Source organism: Pseudomonas sp. AF03-9, from assembly GCF_020515815.1.
In the GTDB taxonomy this organism is placed as follows: Bacteria; Pseudomonadota; Gammaproteobacteria; order Pseudomonadales; family Pseudomonadaceae; genus Aquipseudomonas.
Genome location: NZ_JAHPJF010000023.1, coordinates 77131 through 91916 on the forward strand (window position 1 = coordinate 77131; position 14786 = coordinate 91916).

The window sequence follows — 14786 nt, forward strand, 5'->3', positions numbered from 1 at the left end:
AACAGGCAAACCGACGTAGCCCAACTGCAATGCCCGGCCTACCCTGCCCGCTTCATTCGCAGGATCGCGCTCATGACCTACCGCTCGAAAGTCGCCTGGATATTTTTGCTGGGCTTTGCCCTGGACCTGGTGAACATGTTTGTCGCCACCGTCGCCTACCCGGACATCGCCCGCGACCTGCACGCCTCGGTCACGCAATTGGCGTGGATCAGCAATGCGTACCTGCTCGGTCTCACGCTGATCATTCCATTGAGTGTGTGGCTGGCGGCAATGCTGGGCGAGCGCACGTTGATCGCTGCCAGCCTGCTGTTGTTTGCGGGCGCATCGGTGATGGTTGGCCAGGCGGCTTCCATTGACACGTTGATCGGCTGGCGTGCGCTGCAAGGGCTGGGCGGCGGCTTGCTGATTCCCGTTGGGCAGGCCATGGCCTATCGGTATTTTCCGGCAAATGAGCGCAGCCAGTTGACGGCACGGGTGATGTCCGTGGCGCTGCTGGTGCCAGCGTTGTCCCCCGCCTTGGGCGGCTTGATCGTCGACAGCATGTCCTGGCGCTGGATCTTCTACGCCAACCTGCCACTGGCCTTGATCACACTGTTGCTGGCGCTGCTGTGGATAACACCCGATGAGCCCACGAACCCACGCCCGAGACTGGAAGTGGGCGGCATTTTCAAACAAGTCCGCAGCCCGATGCTGCGCGTGGCGATGCTGGTTTACCTGTTCATCCCTGGCGTCTTCATTGGCACCAGCCTGATCGCCGTCCTTTATCTACGCGGCCTGGGTTACGACGCAACCCGCACCGGCGCACTCATGCTGCCGTGGGCGCTGGCGTCGGCAGTGGCGATCTACCTTGGCAAAACACTGTTCAACCGCTGGGGGCCGAAGCCTTTACTGCTGACGGGCATGGCACTGCAAGGCGTCGGCATTATGTTGCTGAACGAACCGACGCTGATCATCGCTGCCTACTGCTTGATGGGCCTGGGCGGCAGCCTGTGCAGCAGCACCGCGCAAACCCTGGCCTTTCTCGACATCCCTGCCGAACGCATGGGCCACGCCAGCGCCTTGTGGAATATCAATCGGCAAATGAGCTTTTGCCTGGGGGCAGCGGCGCTCAGCGCGCTGTTGTCGGCCTTGGATTCCTTCAGCATAACCTTCACGATGGCGGCAGCTCTGACACTGCTACCTGCTTTTGCGGTGCTGCGCCTGGATACCGCCAGGGTACGGACACTGCTTCACCCTGCCAGCGAGGCTGACCAATGATTGACTACAGCGATTTTTTTGAAGAAGTGATCCAGACCCACGTCGAGATCGAACAGTGGTTTGCTGGCATCGCACCGCAGGGCACCTTGCAGAACCTGCTTGCGCGCTTCTCCCCGGAGTTCAGCATGGTCGCCCCCGCCACCGGCACGCGGGTCAATGCGGCCGGGGTCAATGCGTTGTTCACACGCCTGGGCGGGATGCGCCCGGGGTTGAAGATCACCTTGAGTGAGATGGCCGGGATCGACCGGCATGCACGCGGTGCAACGGTGACTTACCGAGAGCATCAAGTGGATGACAGCGGCACGCAGACCGATCGTCGCGCCACGGTGGTGTTCGAGAAACAGGCCAGCGGCGCGCTGCTGTGGCGCCACCTGCACGAAACCTTCATCAAGGCCTGATGCGGTCGAAAATGTGGGAGCGGGCTTGCTCGCGAAAGCGGTGGGTCGTTGACGAATCTGTTGGCTGACACTCCGTATTCGCGAGCAAGCCCGCTCCCACTTTTTTAGCTTTATGCCTGGCTAGTCGGGCCAGGTACTACAAGAAACAGCGAACCGCCTGACATCATTCCAAGGAACCAATCCTCAGGCTCTTTCACCTCTGTCTACCCACAGGTGAAAGGATGCCCAGGGATTTCCTGCAAAGCGGCGTGCCGACGGCGCACACCAATACAACGGGCCGCGATCTGAAGGACATTTTGAGACGCATGAGTCGCCAGGAACGCGCAAAGCTGACAAATGAGGTTCTGCGCCTGCAGAACATTCGCCGTCCTCGCGAAATGATCCGGTTAATGCAGTTGGCCGGAAAACTCCCCAAACGCTTCAGTAATGCCCAAATACGTCGGGATATTTTCATTCAATTAGCCGATCAGGTGGGTGCCGCGTTTGCGGTAACGGGCAGCGGCATTTCAGGAAATCTCAACCACGTCGTCATTGCCATCTACGAGGAGTTCGGCAGCCATGAGCAATAACATCGATCCCGTGCGAGCGCCACGAACGTTGCGTCGTTACACCCAACGTTTCGCATTCACTGTGGGAACTGCGGTGTCCATGAATATGGTCGCCATATCAGGAAACCTTTCACATAGTCTGACGTATTACGCACGAATAAATTATCTCCCCAGCGAATACGCGGTGGTGGCCAGCTGGGTATTGCTACTGACAATGTGCATTGGGTTAGCCCTGGTAGCAGTTGGGTTTCGACTAGGGCCGCCATTACTCGTATGCGTCGCCGTCTTGAACGCTTTGATTTCGGCGGACTATCTTGGGAACCACCCCGTGACTCTGTTTGCAGTATTCCCTCTGTTCCAATCCCTGGCTTGTCTACTGATGCTCCATACAAGAAACCACCGCCGCTTCGTCAGCATGCTGCGGGTCAAGCGCCGACGAAAAATCAGAGCCGCCAAGTCGCTCATTAACTGAAATGACTGACTCAGTGTGGCGAGGAAGCTTGCTCCCTCGCCACAGCAAGCCCACACCTTTAGTTCTGCGTCTGGTCCACGATAACGGTGCAGGTAATACCGGCCGCCAACAGCACGCCTTCCGGCACTTCATCGATATGAATCCGCACCGGCACCCGCTGGGCCAGCCGCACCCAGTTGAAGGTCGGGTTCACATCGGCCACCAGCTCACGGCTCTCGGGGTTGTCGCGATCGTAGATGCCCCGCGAGATGCTTTCCACATGGCCCTTCAAGGTCTCGCCGCTCATCAATTGCATATCGGCTTTATCGCCGACCTTCACATGGGGCAACTTGGTTTCTTCAAAGAAGCCGTACACCCAGAAGGAATTCATATCCACCACGGCCATCTTGGCCTCGCCGATGCGCGCATAGTCGCCGCGATGCACGTTGAGGTTGGTGACGTAGCCGTCCACCGCCGCCAGCACCTGGGTGCGCTTGAGGTTCAGCTCGGCCGCTTCCAGTTGCGCCAGCGCGTGCTGGTAATCGGCCAGGGCCGAGTCGGCGATGTTGCTGGCGTCGTCGCGGTTTTCCTTGGAGATCACCAGGGCGTCGAGGTCGGCGCGGCGGTGGGCGTTGACCTTGCGCATTTCCCAGGTGGCTTTGCGCGATGCGACGAGGGACTGCGCCTGCTTGACGGCGATGCGGTAGTGCTCGGGGTCGATCTGCATCAGCAGGTCGCCTTTTTTCACCAACTGGTTGTCACGCACCGGCACGTCGACGACTTCGCCGGTGACGTCGGCGGCGACGTTAATGATGTCGGCGCGCACACGGCCGTCGCGGGTCCATGGGGTTTGCATGTAGTGCACCCACAACGTACGGCCAATCCAGATCGCCAGAGCCAGTACCAGCAAGGTGGCGAGCAGGCTGAAAAACTTTTTCATCGGGGCATTCTCAACGATAGACGGTCAGCGCCAGGGCGCCGAACAGGCAAACGAACAGGCTCAGGCGCAGCAGCGCCGGGTGCCAGAAAAACCGGTACAGGTCAAAGCCGGCCAGGAAGCGATCCAGGGCCCAGGCCAACACGGCTGCAATCAGGAACATCAGGGTCATGGTCGGCATGTAGATGCCGTGGAACGCGATTTCACGGGGCATGCGCAGCTCCTTTAAGGGCAGCGAGGGGCGATTGCGGGTCGAGCAGCGAGGTGCGGATAAAGTGCAGGTAGCTTTTCACCCGGCGCAGGGCCGAGGTGTCGAAGTGCGGGGCGAAGGGTTCGTCGGTGGCCTGCACACGGCTGATCGCGTGGTCGACGGCAATCAGGCCGCGCTCCAGGTTGCTCGCGCTGGGTTGCAGGAACAGCCGCACCAGCGAGCGCCCCATCACGCGGATCGCCTGGCGCCACGGTTGGGATTCGGCGTACGCCGGATGCACCGGCAAAATCGCCTGTTCCTTGCGCAACTCGATGATCGCGTGGCCGACTTCCAGCACCACGAACATCCAGCGCAACAGGTCGCGCTGCACTTGCGGCTGGCCGACGGCGAGGCCGTAGGCCTGGTGCAGCAAGTCACGGGTGCGGCTTTCAAAACTCGACGCCAGGCCCTTGAGCTTGCCGCTGATCGCATACACCACCTGCTCGCGCAGGTCCTGCTCCAGGCGGCGCCACAACCAGCGGCTGTTGGGCGGCAGGATGATCGCCCCGGCGGCGGCACACACCAACATGCCGATGATCATGGCGATGTAGTCGTTGATAAAGGTGTAGGGGTTGTAGACCGTGAGGTTGTCCGGCACCGAGCCGGTGCTGAAGAAGATCAGCAGCCCCACGCCCACCCCGGCGTATTGCGGCCGCGAAGCGAGGAACGCGCCAAGAATGATCACCGGCGCGAGCATCACGCACAACAGCGGGAAGCCGTCGATCCAGGGGAACACGAAGAACATTTCAACAAAGCCCACCAGCGCGCCGATCAAAGTGCCGCAGGCCATCTGGAATGCCATGCGCTTGGGGTTCGGTGTGGCGGCGGACAGGCCGACGGTGGCGGCGGCGATCAGGGTCATGGTCGCGCCGCTGGGCCAGGCGGTGGCCACCCAATAGCTGCCGAGCACGATGAGGATGAATGACGCCCGGATCCCCGAGGCGGCGCAGGCCAGCCAGTTGGTTTTCGGCGTGTAGGGTTCGTCCCAGTCTTCGCGGGCGTGGCTGTGGTCGGCCAGGGAGGCGTGGGTTTGCGCGTAGTTGTGCAGGTCGTCGACGAAGCGGTACAGCAGCTCGTAGGCGGTGTGGAAATCCAGTTGCTCGGCGTCGGTGGGGTCACCTTCCTGGAAAGTTGCGCGCAGGCTGCGCACCTTGGCGGGCAGGCCGTCCTTGTAGGCGCTGAGTTGCACCACCAGGCGCGCGGCGTCGGGGCTGGTGAGGGCGCGCCCGGAGAAGCCGTCGAGCAGTTCGGCCAGGTCGTGCAGGCCCGGCTTGATGGCCGCCACCACATGATCGGCCGCATCGGTGCGCAGCCGTTCGAGCAACTGGTGCAAGGCGTTGAAGCGCGTGGTGATGCTCATGAATTCGCTGTTCAGGCGACTGAGCCGCCCGTTGCGCCTGCGCATGTGCGGGTCTTCAAACACCGTGAGGCTGCGCAGCCCTTCCAGGCCCACGGCTTCGGCGATAAAGCGCACGTTGCTGGCCTCGAACCCTTCGCGCTGGCTGCGCCCGCGCAGGCCGTCAGTGACGAACAGCGCGAACACGCCGAAACGCTGGTAAAGCGCGTTGCGCATGGCGGCGCTGGAGGTTTGCGGCAGGATCGCGGCGCTGACCAGGGTGGAGCACAAAATCCCCAGGGAGATTTCCAGCACGCGCCACACCGCCGCCATGAAGGCGCCGTCTGGATGGGCCAGAGCGGGCAAGCCGACCATCGCCGCGGTGTAGCCCGCAAGGACAAAACCATAGGCGCGAAAGTTACGGTTGCGGGTCGCCCCTGCCGTGCACACGCCGACCCAGATCGCCAATGCGCCGAGGAACAGTTCGGTGTTCTGCGCGAACAAGGCGATCAACAACACCATCACCGCCGACCCCGCCAGGGTGCCGAGGAAGCGGTAGAAACTCTTGGCGAACACCTGGCCGCTTTGCGGTTGCATCACGATAAATACGGTGATCATCGCGGTGCGCGGTTGCGGCAGTTCCAGGCGCATGGCCAGCCACAGCGTGAGAAACGCGGCGATCAGCACCTTGAAGATATACACCCAGGTCACGCCGTCGCTGCGCGCCCAGTCGAAAAAACCGCGGCGCCACTCAAGGGAGTGCAGCCAGCGCAGCGGTGCAGGCAAGGGAGTCATCAAATCCTACTCAGTGATCAAACACGGCGAGTGCCGCCGGGGTCTTGCTCGGAAGGGTCTTGGCGTCTGGTGGTACGTCGTCGCCAGCACCCAGACCGCCGCCCAGGGCGGTGACCAGTTCGGCATGGGCGCTCAGGCGCGCGGCCTGGACCTGTTGCTCGATCTGCTGCTGATGGAACAACAACGTCTGCGCGTTGAGCACATTGAGGTAATCGGTGAGGCCACGCTGATAGGCGATCATCGCGATGTCGTAGGTTTTCTGCGCCGAAGCCACCGATTGCGCGGCGAAGGCCGATTGCTTGTCCATGGATTCGCGGCGGATCAACTGGTCGCTGATGCCCTTGAGCGCATTGACCAGGGTCTGGTTGTACTTGGCCACGGCCACGTCATACCCGGCGCTGGCTTCGCCCAGTTCGGCACGCAATCGCCCGCCGTCGAAGATCGGCAAGGTGATCGCCGGCCCCACGTTGTAGTTGAATTTCTTGCCGGCCAGAAACTCCAGCATGCCGCCGCCCGTGGCCATGTAGCCAAGGCTGCCGACCAGGTCGACGTTGGGATAGAACCCGGCGTGAGCCACATCGATGCCACGGGCCTGGGCCGCGACCTGCCAGCGGCTGGCAACCACGTCCGGGCGCTGGCCGAGCAATTGTGCGGGCAGGCTCGACGGCAACTTCAGCGGCGCGGCCAGGGCCAGGCTCGGACGCTGCAATTGCGCGCCCTCCCCCGGCCCTTTGCCGGCCAGTGCCGCGATCTGGTTGCGACTCAGGGCGATTTCTTCGTCCAGGGCGTCCAGTTGGCGATGGGTTTCCGGCAACGGGGTTTCGGCCTGGCTGACATCCAAGTGCGTGCCGATCCCGGCGTCCAGGCGTTTGTTGGCCAGGTCGAGGATCTGCTGTTGCTGGGCCAATGTCGCGGCAACGATGTCGCGGTTGGCGTAATGCAACGACAACTGGATATAGGCGCGCACCACGTTGTTCTGCAATTCGAGCCTGGCCTGGCGCTCCTCGGCGGCGCTCATGTGCGCCAGGTCGACGGCGCGCTCGGTGGTGTTGCTTTCGCGGCCCCACAAGTCGAGGGCGTAGCTCAGGCCCAGGGACGCGTTGTTGTCCCAGGTGTTGGCGCCGCTCAGCTCGCCAGGGCCGTAGAACTGGTCTTTCGGCCAGTTATGGCGCTTGAGGCTGGTGTTGCCGTTGATCTGCAGCGACTCGGCCGACTCGGCAATCCCGGCCATGGCGCGCGCTTCACGCACACGGGCGGCGGCCATGGCCAGGCTTGGGCTGTTTTGCGTGGCGAGTTCGACCCAACGGTTCAGTTGCGGGTCGCCATAGGCCTGCCACCACTGACTGGCGGGCCAATGGGCATCCCGGATGGCACTCTGGATCGCTTCGTCGGTGGCCAGGGTATTGGCACTGAGGGCCTGGCCTTGGGGGGCGATTCCTCCGGTTCCGATGCAGCCGCTGATTGCTAACGATAAGGCGCAAACACTGAGAGCCTTCAGCCCTCTGTTAATGAGAGTCTTCGGCTCTCTGCTGATGCGACGCGGCACGGCAAGCGTATTCCTGAGGTGGTGTTGCGAGGTAGGTAGCGCAATTCTAGGCGGCGGCCTGGAGGACGATAAGCGGGTATTCCTGTGAATCTTTGTTACCGTTCTAGCGATAATCCGGGCATTTGACCTACATCGTAGGGGGCAAGCGAGCAACAGAATGAGGCACCTAAGCACGCTTGGAGCCGCCCATGCTTTCAGCCCTCAGCACGTTTACCCCGCTGCCGCCGGCACACGACACCGCCGACGGCTTGCACAGGCAGTTACATCTGCGCCCTGAGCCGTTGCGTCCGGGGATGCTGCCGGTGCAACGCGATGTGCGTTGGATCGCAGACACACTGCTGGAAAAGCTGCAGTCCTACGCGGGCAGTTCCCAGGAGCTACAACCGATCAGGGCGCTGCACCAGACGCTGACCCACAGCGAACCGCAGCTGGAAGTCTCGGCCGACGAACTCCCAGGCTTCTACGCCTTTTTCAAACAGGCCGAACACCTGCTTGAACGCCACCGTACCCGCGGCAACCCAAAGATTGAGGCTGACTACAGCTTGTGCCGTGCGCTCAAATGGCAATTTCGCGCGGCCGTCGGCGAAGCCCGGCATACGCGCCAGGCCCCCGCCAGACTGCGCTCGCTTGCCGATGTCAGCGCCGGGGACAAACGTTCGAGCCACTACCATCTCGGGTATGACTTCATGCTGGAACCCTCCAGGCAGCTCAGTGCAGGCCCTTGCCTGACGAACGACTCACACCTGGAAATCACCCGTGACCAGCGCATCGAGCGCTCGCGGGTCATTGCCCTGCAGGGCAAGCTGAAATCCATAGCGCTGAACCTGGGTCAGAGCCAGTCGCGCAGCCAGCTCAGCCTTGGTTATTTTTCCTCCAAGGAGTACGCGAGCCTGGCGCACTACGCCGACGTTCCCGGCAGCACGCTGCAAAGGCAGCGGGATTATTCAGCGCTGAGCCAGCCGGGTGTCAGGCAGGCACTGGCCGAAAACGGCTTGGCCGACATCGAACTGCCATGCCTGTACGACACTCCCGGGCCGCTCAAAACGGAAAAAGGCTTCATCATCAGTGCACGCAGCGACGTCGCCGTCGATGTCTTCAGCTTCCTCAAGCTCAACAGTGCAATGGACCTGAGACTGCGGCGCACCTACCCGCACAAGGCGCTGGATATTCTCGGCCTGTACGACACCTCAGCGACGATGGCCGCACGCAAGCTGAGCCCGTTGCCGCCCGACGGCGACACGCCAGAGCGGTTGCTCGGCGATATGAAGCGCCTGGCCGCGTCGGGCAGCCGGCACTTCATGCAAAAGCTTTCCACGCCTGCGCACCACACCCAGCAAGCCCAGGCATTGCTCGAGCGCTACGTGCGGCTGAAGCTTCAAGCGCCAGTCGACCCCGGCCTGGACCGACAGATACTCGGTGTGATCCAGCAGCACCGCGCACTGCTCCGACCGGATGCCGTGAAGGTCTACACACTGGCGAGCCATGCCCAGGTGTTGAGCGGATCGGTAAGCGCCACGGCGTCGGCCCAGGACGAAGGCGGCAAAGGCGTGAGCATCGAAGTCAGCCATCGAAAACTCGACGACCCGCACTTGAGCGGCGATTACCTGAGCATCGACATCGCCCCGCTCCAAGGCGCCCAGGTGATCAAGACAACCTTGCGCAACGGGCTTTGCGCCATTGGCCAGCAGACATTTGACTGGGAGCAACTGGTCCAGTCGATCAGCGCCTCACTGCTCGATCCGGCCAAACGAGCGGTCACCCAGGTGCTGGTCAAAATCAAACACGGGCAACCCGTGGTGTTGCTCACGCGCCACACGCTGAGCAAGGCTAACGACCTGCGGCTACCGCCAGTGGTCAACCATTACACCGGGTTCGATCTGCAGTCCCTGCGCACCCGGCAACAATTGCGCAGCGAGCAATTGGGCAGCGACTCGCTGGACCAGGTATTGCCCATCGCCCGTCGCCTGCTGCCGGAGCGACCCGCCTGGGACCATTACGTGAAGCAGCACGCCGAAGCGTTCCAGACGTTGCTCGACAGCATCGGCCAACAAAAAACCGGCAGCGTGCTCGACGCCGAACTTGATGAGCTGGCACGCATCAGCCCGGCTCTGCGCCAGGCCGTTGAAAGCCTGAGGTTGCTGACGGCCACCGCCTCAGGCACGCCAACCCAGGAAAACCGTGCCCTGGCGCAAGAAGCGCTGGTGCAAATGCTGCTCGACTACCTGCCGCACTATGAGGCACGGGTCAGTACAGCCTGGACCTTGCGCTGAGCCTTGGGGGCGGGCGGCACCCAGTGGATGCACACCTGCGCGCAACTTCATGTCACAATTTGCCATCGCCCCTGAGAACCCCCCATGGACACTTTGCAAAACATGCGCGCGTTCAGTTGCGTGGCCGAAGCTGGCAGCTTCACCGCCGCCGCCGCGCAACTGGACACCACTACGGCCAACGTTTCGCGCGCGGTCTCGAACCTTGAGGCCCATCTGCAAACCCGCTTGCTCAACCGCACCACCCGCCGCATCGCCCTGACCGAAGCCGGCAAACGCTATTTGCTGCGCTGCGAACAGATCCTCGCCTACGTCGAAGAAGCCGAGGCCGAAGCCAGCGACGCCCACGCACGCCCCGCCGGGCAATTGAAAGTGCACACCATGACCGGCATCGGCCAGCATTTCGTCATCGACGCAATCGCCCGCTACCGCCGCACCCACCCGGACGTGACCTTCGACCTGACCCTGGCCAACCGCGTGCCGGACCTGCTCGACGAGGGTTACGACGTTTCCATCGTGCTGGCCAGCGAGCTGCCGGACTCGGGCTTCGTGTCCCAACGCCTGGGCATCACCTACAGCATCGCCTGTGCCTCGCCGGATTACGTCAAGGCCAAGGGTTGCGCGCAACGCCCCCATGATTTGCTCAACCACGCCTGCCTGCGCCTGGTCAGCCCGGTGATCCAGCTGGACAAATGGACCTTCAACGGCCCCGAAGGCCAGGAAAGCGTGGCGATCAACACCTCGCCGTTCCTGGTCAACTCGGCCGACGCGATGAAGACCGCGATCACTAGCGGCATGGGCGTCGGCCTGCTGCCGGTGTACGCGGCCATCGAGGGTTTGCGTAACGGCACCCTCGTTCGGGTGATGCCGACCTACCGCTCCCAGGAGCTGAACCTGTACGCCATCTACCCGTCGCGCCAGTACCTGGATGCGAAGATCAAGACCTGGGTGGAATACCTGCGCGGGTCGTTGCCGGAAATCCTGGCGGCGCATCAGGCGGAGTTGGCGGCGTATGAGTTGAGTGGGGGGTTGGGCGGCGCTCGTCTGGCGAACTGAGGTAGTTCGAACCGCAGAAATCAAATGTGGGAGCGGGCTTGCCCGCGAAGGCGGTGTGTCAGATACAGACTTGCTGGCTGACCCACCGCATTCGCGGGCAAGCCCGCTCCCACAGGTTGAACGGTGTACACGTTGCATGGGCGTCAGCCTGCTGCCGGTGTACGCGGCCATCGAGGGTTTGCGTAATGGCACCCTGGTTCGGGTGATGCCGGAAATCCTGGCGGCACATCAGGCGGAGTTGGCGGCGTATGAGTTGAGTGGGGGGTTGGGCGGCGCTCGTTTGGCGAACTGAGGTAGTTCGAACCGCAGAAATCAAATGTGGGAGCGGGCTTGCCCGCGAAGGTGGTGTGTCAGATACAGACTTGCTGGCTGACCCACCGCATTCGCGGGCAAGCCCGCTCCCACAGGTTGAACGGTGTACACGTTGATTGAGTGGTGTCCTGACAACACAGACGAGGAATGTTAGCTTGCTTGGCATTCTTCCGTAGTCGATGAGCCCGCCTGCAATGAAAAAGACCGTCCTCGCCTTCAGCCGTATCACCCCGCCAATGATCGAACGCCTGCAACAGGATTTCGAGGTGATCGCGCCCAATCCCAAACTGGGTGACATCAACGCGCAGTTCAACGAAGCCCTGCCCCACGCCCACGGCTTGATCGGCGTGGGTCGCAAGCTGGGCCGCGCGCAGCTCGAAGGCGCCGGCAAGCTGGAAGTGGTCTCCAGCGTCTCGGTGGGCTACGACAACTACGATGTGCCGTACTTCAATGAACGCGGGATCATGCTCACCAACACCCCTGACGTGCTCACCGAAAGCACCGCCGACCTGGCCTTCGCCCTGCTGATGAGCAGCGCGCGCCGCGTCGCCGAGCTGGACGCCTGGACCAAGGCCGGCCAGTGGAAAGCCAGCGTTGGCGCAGCGTTGTTCGGTTGCGATGTGCACGGCAAGACCCTGGGCATCGTCGGCATGGGCAATATCGGCGCGGCCGTGGCCCGTCGCGGGCACCTGGGGTTCAACATGCCGATCCTGTACAGCGGCAACAGCCGCAAGACCGAGCTGGAACAAACGCTGGGCGCACAGTTGCGCAGCCTTGACCAGTTGCTGGCCGAAGCGGATTTCGTCTGCCTGGTGGTGCCGTTGAGCGACAAGACCCGTCACCTGATCAGCACCCGCGAGCTGGGCTTGATGAAATCCAGCGCGATCCTGATCAACATCTCCCGTGGCCCGGTGGTGGATGAGCCGGCACTGATCGAAGCGCTGCAAACCCAGCGGATTCGCGGGGCGGGACTGGATGTGTATGAGCAGGAGCCCCTGGCGCAATCGCCGCTGTTCCAACTGAGCAATGCAGTGACCTTGCCGCACATCGGCTCGGCGACAGATGAAACCCGCGAAGCCATGGCCAATCGTGCGTTGGACAACTTGCGCAGTGCCCTACTGGGCCAGCGTCCGCAGGATCTGGTGAACCCGCAAGTGTGGAAAGGCTGACCTCTCACTACGGTGGGCGGGTGCTTCTGGGGGGGAGTTGGCTTGCCTGCTCCCACAGAAACCCGCCCGATACAAAACCCGGTTAAAGCCTGGCGCCCTCAAGTCGATAACTCGGTATAGATCGTCATCCCTGATCCTCAGAAGGTTTTTATGTCCACCACCAAAGCCCGCGCAGACTCACTCTCGCTTCTGCTCTTTACCTTACGTAGCGGCAAGCTGATGGCGATCAACCTGCTGAAAGTCAGCGAAATCATTCCCTGCCCGCCGCTGACCAAGCTGCCGGAGTCCCACCCCCACGTCAAAGGCATCGCCATCCTGCGCGGAGCCTCGCTGTCGGTGATCGACCTGAGCCGCGCCCTCGGCGAAATGCCCCTGCAAGACCCGGACGGCGGCTGCCTGATCGTCACTGACGTCAGCCGTTCCAAGCAGGGCCTGCATGTACAGGCGGTGAGCAAGATCGTGCACTGCCTGACCACCGATATCCGCCCGCCGCCCTACGGCTCCGGCGGCAACCGCGCGTTTATCACCGGGGTCACCCAGGTCGAAGGTGGCTTGGTACAAGTGCTGGATATTGAAAAAGTCATCCACGGCATCGCCCCGGCGCCGGTTGAAGCAGCGCCGACCGACCTGACCATGGAAGAAGCCGAAGTGCTGGGCAACGCCCGCATCTTGGTGGTGGATGACAGTCAGGTCGCCCTGCAGCAATCGGTACACACCCTGCGTAACCTCGGCCTGACCTGTCACACCGCGCGCAGTGCCAAGGAGGCCATCGATGTGCTGCTGGAGCTGCAAGGCACGGCCGAGCAGATCAATGTGGTGGTATCGGACATCGAGATGTCCGAAATGGACGGTTACGCCCTCACCCGCACCCTGCGTGAAACCCCGGATTTCAAAGACCTCTACGTGCTGTTGCACACCTCCCTGGACAGCGCGATGAACAGCGAAAAAGCCCGCCTGGCCGGGGCCGATTCGGTGCTGACCAAGTTTTCTTCGCCGGAACTGACCAAGTGCCTGGTGATCGCCGCCCAGACTGTGGCGCAAAAAGGCCTGTAAGCGGTGAGCGAGTATTTCCAGCTGCTGCGCCGCGACCTCACCGCCAGCCTGCCCGCGCCGCAATGGCCGGCGGGTACGCAGTTGGATCACTACCGCGACGCGCTGGCCCCGGCGATTCATGCAGTGTTGCGCATGACCCAGGACCAAGGCGGTGGCCGCGTACCCGGCCTGGATGAATGGCGACACCAGTTTGTCACCGACGCCGAATTCGACCCGACGCTGTGCCTGGTAGCCAGCAACGCCGACGGTATTCTCGGCGTGGCGCAATGCTGGACCAGCGCGTTTATCAAGAATCTCGCCATACACCCCTGCGCCCAGGGCCAGGGGCTGGGCCGTGCGTTGTTGCTGCACTGCTTCCAGGTGTTCAAGCAACGCGGCGAACCCTACGTGGATCTCAAGGTGCTGGAGAGCAACCTGCGCGCACGCAAGCTCTATGAAAGCGCTGAAATGAGATTCGTCCTACGCGATGTCGTCGCAGCAGACTGACAGGCACTGGCGCACAACTTGCTTCCAGACAGGCTGAGCGGTGGACAGAGGTAAAAACCCGTCACCGCTCAAGTGTGCCCTTTGACCTAGCCTGGTGACAGATCCGCCATGAACACTCATTTTTCCTGCGTCGGTTGCGGCAAATGCTGCAGCGACCACCACGTCCCCCTGACCCTCGATGAAGCCCGCATGTGGGCGGCGGACGGCGGCCAGGTCATCGTGCTCGTGGAAGGTTTTCTCGCCAGCGGCCTGGGCTTGCCCGCCCAGCAACGCGAGCATGCCGAACGCCGTTCGGTGGTGGTGCCCTGCGGCAACACCGAGGCGTTGCTGGCCATCACCTTTGCCGCCTACAACGCCGGGCGTTGCCGGAATCTTGACGCAGACAACCTGTGCCGCATCTATGAGCGGCGGCCGTTGGTGTGTCGGATCTATCCGATGGAGATCAACCCGCACATCCCGTTGAACCCCGCGGCGAAGGAATGCCCACCGGAATCCTGGGAACAGGGCCCGGCGCTGATCGTCGGTGGCGAACTGGCGGACCCGCAGTTGGCCGCCTTGATCCAGCGCTCGCGCCAGGCCGACCGCGATGACGTCCAGACCAAAGAAGCCGTGTGCGCCTTACTCGGCCTGCGCACCACGGCGCTCAAGGGCGATGGGTTTACCGCGTACCTGCCGGACATGGGCGCGTTTGCCCAGGCGCTTGAATTGGCGACGCAACGGCCGGCCGTGGCCAATGAGTGGGTGTTTCATGTGTCCGGGATGGACATTGCCGAGCAACTGCTGGATGCGGGGGCGCAGATTGCTACCGAGGTGCCGGCCAACTATGCGTTTATTTCGTTGAGGGCGGCGTAGGCAGTACCGGCCCCTTCGCGGGCAAGCCCGCTCCCACAGGTGATCGGTGTTGGCGGGCTGTCAGTGCTCGGCT

At 62.5% G+C, this 14786-nt stretch carries 13 protein-coding genes and 1 pseudogene; 10 read left to right on the plus strand and 4 right to left on the minus strand.

What is annotated here, in order from left to right; genetic code table 11:
- Window positions 1–72 precede the first annotated feature (72 nt).
- From LIY36_RS24365 to LIY36_RS24375, 3 genes are all read left to right on the plus strand, one after another.
- The gene (locus LIY36_RS24365) at window positions 73–1257 is read left to right on the plus strand and encodes an MFS transporter (RefSeq protein WP_226457459.1); all 1185 of its coding nucleotides are present in this window, start codon (window positions 73–75) and stop codon (window positions 1255–1257) included.
- Window positions 1254–1655 carry a DUF4440 domain-containing protein gene (locus tag LIY36_RS24370; protein ID WP_226457460.1) on the plus strand — a complete coding sequence of 134 codons (402 nt, stop codon included), beginning with the start codon at window positions 1254–1256 and terminating at the stop codon, window positions 1653–1655. The genes LIY36_RS24365 and LIY36_RS24370 overlap by 4 nt, the downstream gene beginning before the upstream one ends.
- Window positions 1656–1876: 221 nt before the next feature.
- Complete coding sequence (locus tag LIY36_RS24375; RefSeq protein WP_226457461.1) at window positions 1877–2224, plus strand: hypothetical protein; 348 nt, start codon at window positions 1877–1879, stop codon at window positions 2222–2224.
- 509 nt (window positions 2225–2733) lie between these two features.
- Here the strand turns inward: LIY36_RS24375 and LIY36_RS24380 are convergent.
- The 4 genes from LIY36_RS24380 to LIY36_RS24395 are packed head-to-tail and all read right to left on the minus strand — an operon-like array spanning window position 2734 to window position 7518.
- Window positions 2734–3594 (minus strand): efflux RND transporter periplasmic adaptor subunit, encoded by an 861-nt coding sequence (locus LIY36_RS24380; protein WP_226457462.1) that lies wholly within the window; start codon window positions 3592–3594, stop codon window positions 2734–2736.
- 10 nt (window positions 3595–3604) lie between these two features.
- A complete protein-coding gene (locus tag LIY36_RS24385; RefSeq protein WP_017738673.1) occupies window positions 3605–3805 on the minus strand; it encodes a DUF1656 domain-containing protein in 201 nt (66 codons plus the stop codon).
- A complete protein-coding gene (locus LIY36_RS24390) occupies window positions 3795–5972 on the minus strand; it encodes an FUSC family protein (protein WP_192297579.1) in 2178 nt (725 codons plus the stop codon). Before LIY36_RS24390 ends, LIY36_RS24385 begins: the two co-directional genes overlap by 11 nt.
- A 10-nt stretch (window positions 5973–5982) precedes the next feature.
- Window positions 5983–7518: an efflux transporter outer membrane subunit gene (locus LIY36_RS24395; RefSeq protein ID WP_192297581.1), complete on the minus strand. Its 1536-nt coding sequence runs from the start codon at window positions 7516–7518 to the stop codon at window positions 5983–5985.
- Window positions 7519–7706: 188 nt separating this feature from the next.
- On the opposite strand from LIY36_RS24395, the gene LIY36_RS24400 reads away from it, so the two are divergent.
- The 7 genes and pseudogenes from LIY36_RS24400 to LIY36_RS24430 all read left to right on the plus strand — a co-directional run bounded on the left by LIY36_RS24400 (window position 7707) and on the right by LIY36_RS24430 (window position 14713).
- Window positions 7707–9788: a hypothetical protein gene (locus tag LIY36_RS24400; RefSeq protein ID WP_226457463.1), complete on the plus strand. Its 2082-nt coding sequence runs from the start codon at window positions 7707–7709 to the stop codon at window positions 9786–9788.
- Between the two features lie 84 nt (window positions 9789–9872).
- Window positions 9873–10841 carry a LysR family transcriptional regulator gene (locus LIY36_RS24405; RefSeq protein WP_192297585.1) on the plus strand — a complete coding sequence of 323 codons (969 nt, stop codon included), beginning with the start codon at window positions 9873–9875 and terminating at the stop codon, window positions 10839–10841.
- A gap of 127 nt (window positions 10842–10968) precedes the next feature.
- Window positions 10969–11133 (plus strand): annotated as a pseudogene (locus LIY36_RS24410) (LysR family transcriptional regulator); the annotation flags it as partial.
- Between the two features lie 214 nt (window positions 11134–11347).
- Window positions 11348–12322 (plus strand): 2-hydroxyacid dehydrogenase, encoded by a 975-nt coding sequence (locus LIY36_RS24415; RefSeq protein ID WP_226457464.1) that lies wholly within the window; start codon window positions 11348–11350, stop codon window positions 12320–12322.
- A gap of 150 nt (window positions 12323–12472) precedes the next feature.
- On the plus strand, window positions 12473–13375 hold the full coding sequence (locus LIY36_RS24420; RefSeq protein WP_192297590.1) for a chemotaxis protein CheV: 903 nt from the start codon (window positions 12473–12475) through the stop codon (window positions 13373–13375).
- A gap of 3 nt (window positions 13376–13378) precedes the next feature.
- Window positions 13379–13861 (plus strand): GNAT family N-acetyltransferase, encoded by a 483-nt coding sequence (locus LIY36_RS24425; protein WP_192297592.1) that lies wholly within the window; start codon window positions 13379–13381, stop codon window positions 13859–13861.
- Between the two features lie 108 nt (window positions 13862–13969).
- On the plus strand, window positions 13970–14713 hold the full coding sequence (locus LIY36_RS24430; protein WP_226457465.1) for a YkgJ family cysteine cluster protein: 744 nt from the start codon (window positions 13970–13972) through the stop codon (window positions 14711–14713).
- Window positions 14714–14786 lie beyond the last annotated feature (73 nt).

What these genes read in the sequence shown, in the direction of transcription:
- LIY36_RS24390 (WP_192297579.1), bottom strand. Translation starts at nt 5,972, where the DNA reads ATGACTCCCTTGCCTGCACCGCTGCGCTGGCTGCACTCCCTTGAGTGG.
- LIY36_RS24365 (WP_226457459.1), top strand. Translation starts at nt 73, where the DNA reads ATGACCTACCGCTCGAAAGTCGCCTGGATATTTTTGCTGGGCTTTGCC.
- LIY36_RS24380 (WP_226457462.1), bottom strand. Translation starts at nt 3,594, where the DNA reads ATGAAAAAGTTTTTCAGCCTGCTCGCCACCTTGCTGGTACTGGCTCTG.
- LIY36_RS24415 (WP_226457464.1), top strand. Translation starts at nt 11,348, where the DNA reads ATGAAAAAGACCGTCCTCGCCTTCAGCCGTATCACCCCGCCAATGATC.
- LIY36_RS24375 (WP_226457461.1), top strand. Translation starts at nt 1,877, where the DNA reads ATGCCCAGGGATTTCCTGCAAAGCGGCGTGCCGACGGCGCACACCAAT.
- LIY36_RS24430 (WP_226457465.1), top strand. Translation starts at nt 13,970, where the DNA reads ATGAACACTCATTTTTCCTGCGTCGGTTGCGGCAAATGCTGCAGCGAC.
- LIY36_RS24370 (WP_226457460.1), top strand. Translation starts at nt 1,254, where the DNA reads ATGATTGACTACAGCGATTTTTTTGAAGAAGTGATCCAGACCCACGTC.
- LIY36_RS24420 (WP_192297590.1), top strand. Translation starts at nt 12,473, where the DNA reads ATGTCCACCACCAAAGCCCGCGCAGACTCACTCTCGCTTCTGCTCTTT.
- LIY36_RS24405 (WP_192297585.1), top strand. Translation starts at nt 9,873, where the DNA reads ATGGACACTTTGCAAAACATGCGCGCGTTCAGTTGCGTGGCCGAAGCT.
- LIY36_RS24400 (WP_226457463.1), top strand. Translation starts at nt 7,707, where the DNA reads ATGCTTTCAGCCCTCAGCACGTTTACCCCGCTGCCGCCGGCACACGAC.
- LIY36_RS24385 (WP_017738673.1), bottom strand. Translation starts at nt 3,805, where the DNA reads ATGCCCCGTGAAATCGCGTTCCACGGCATCTACATGCCGACCATGACC.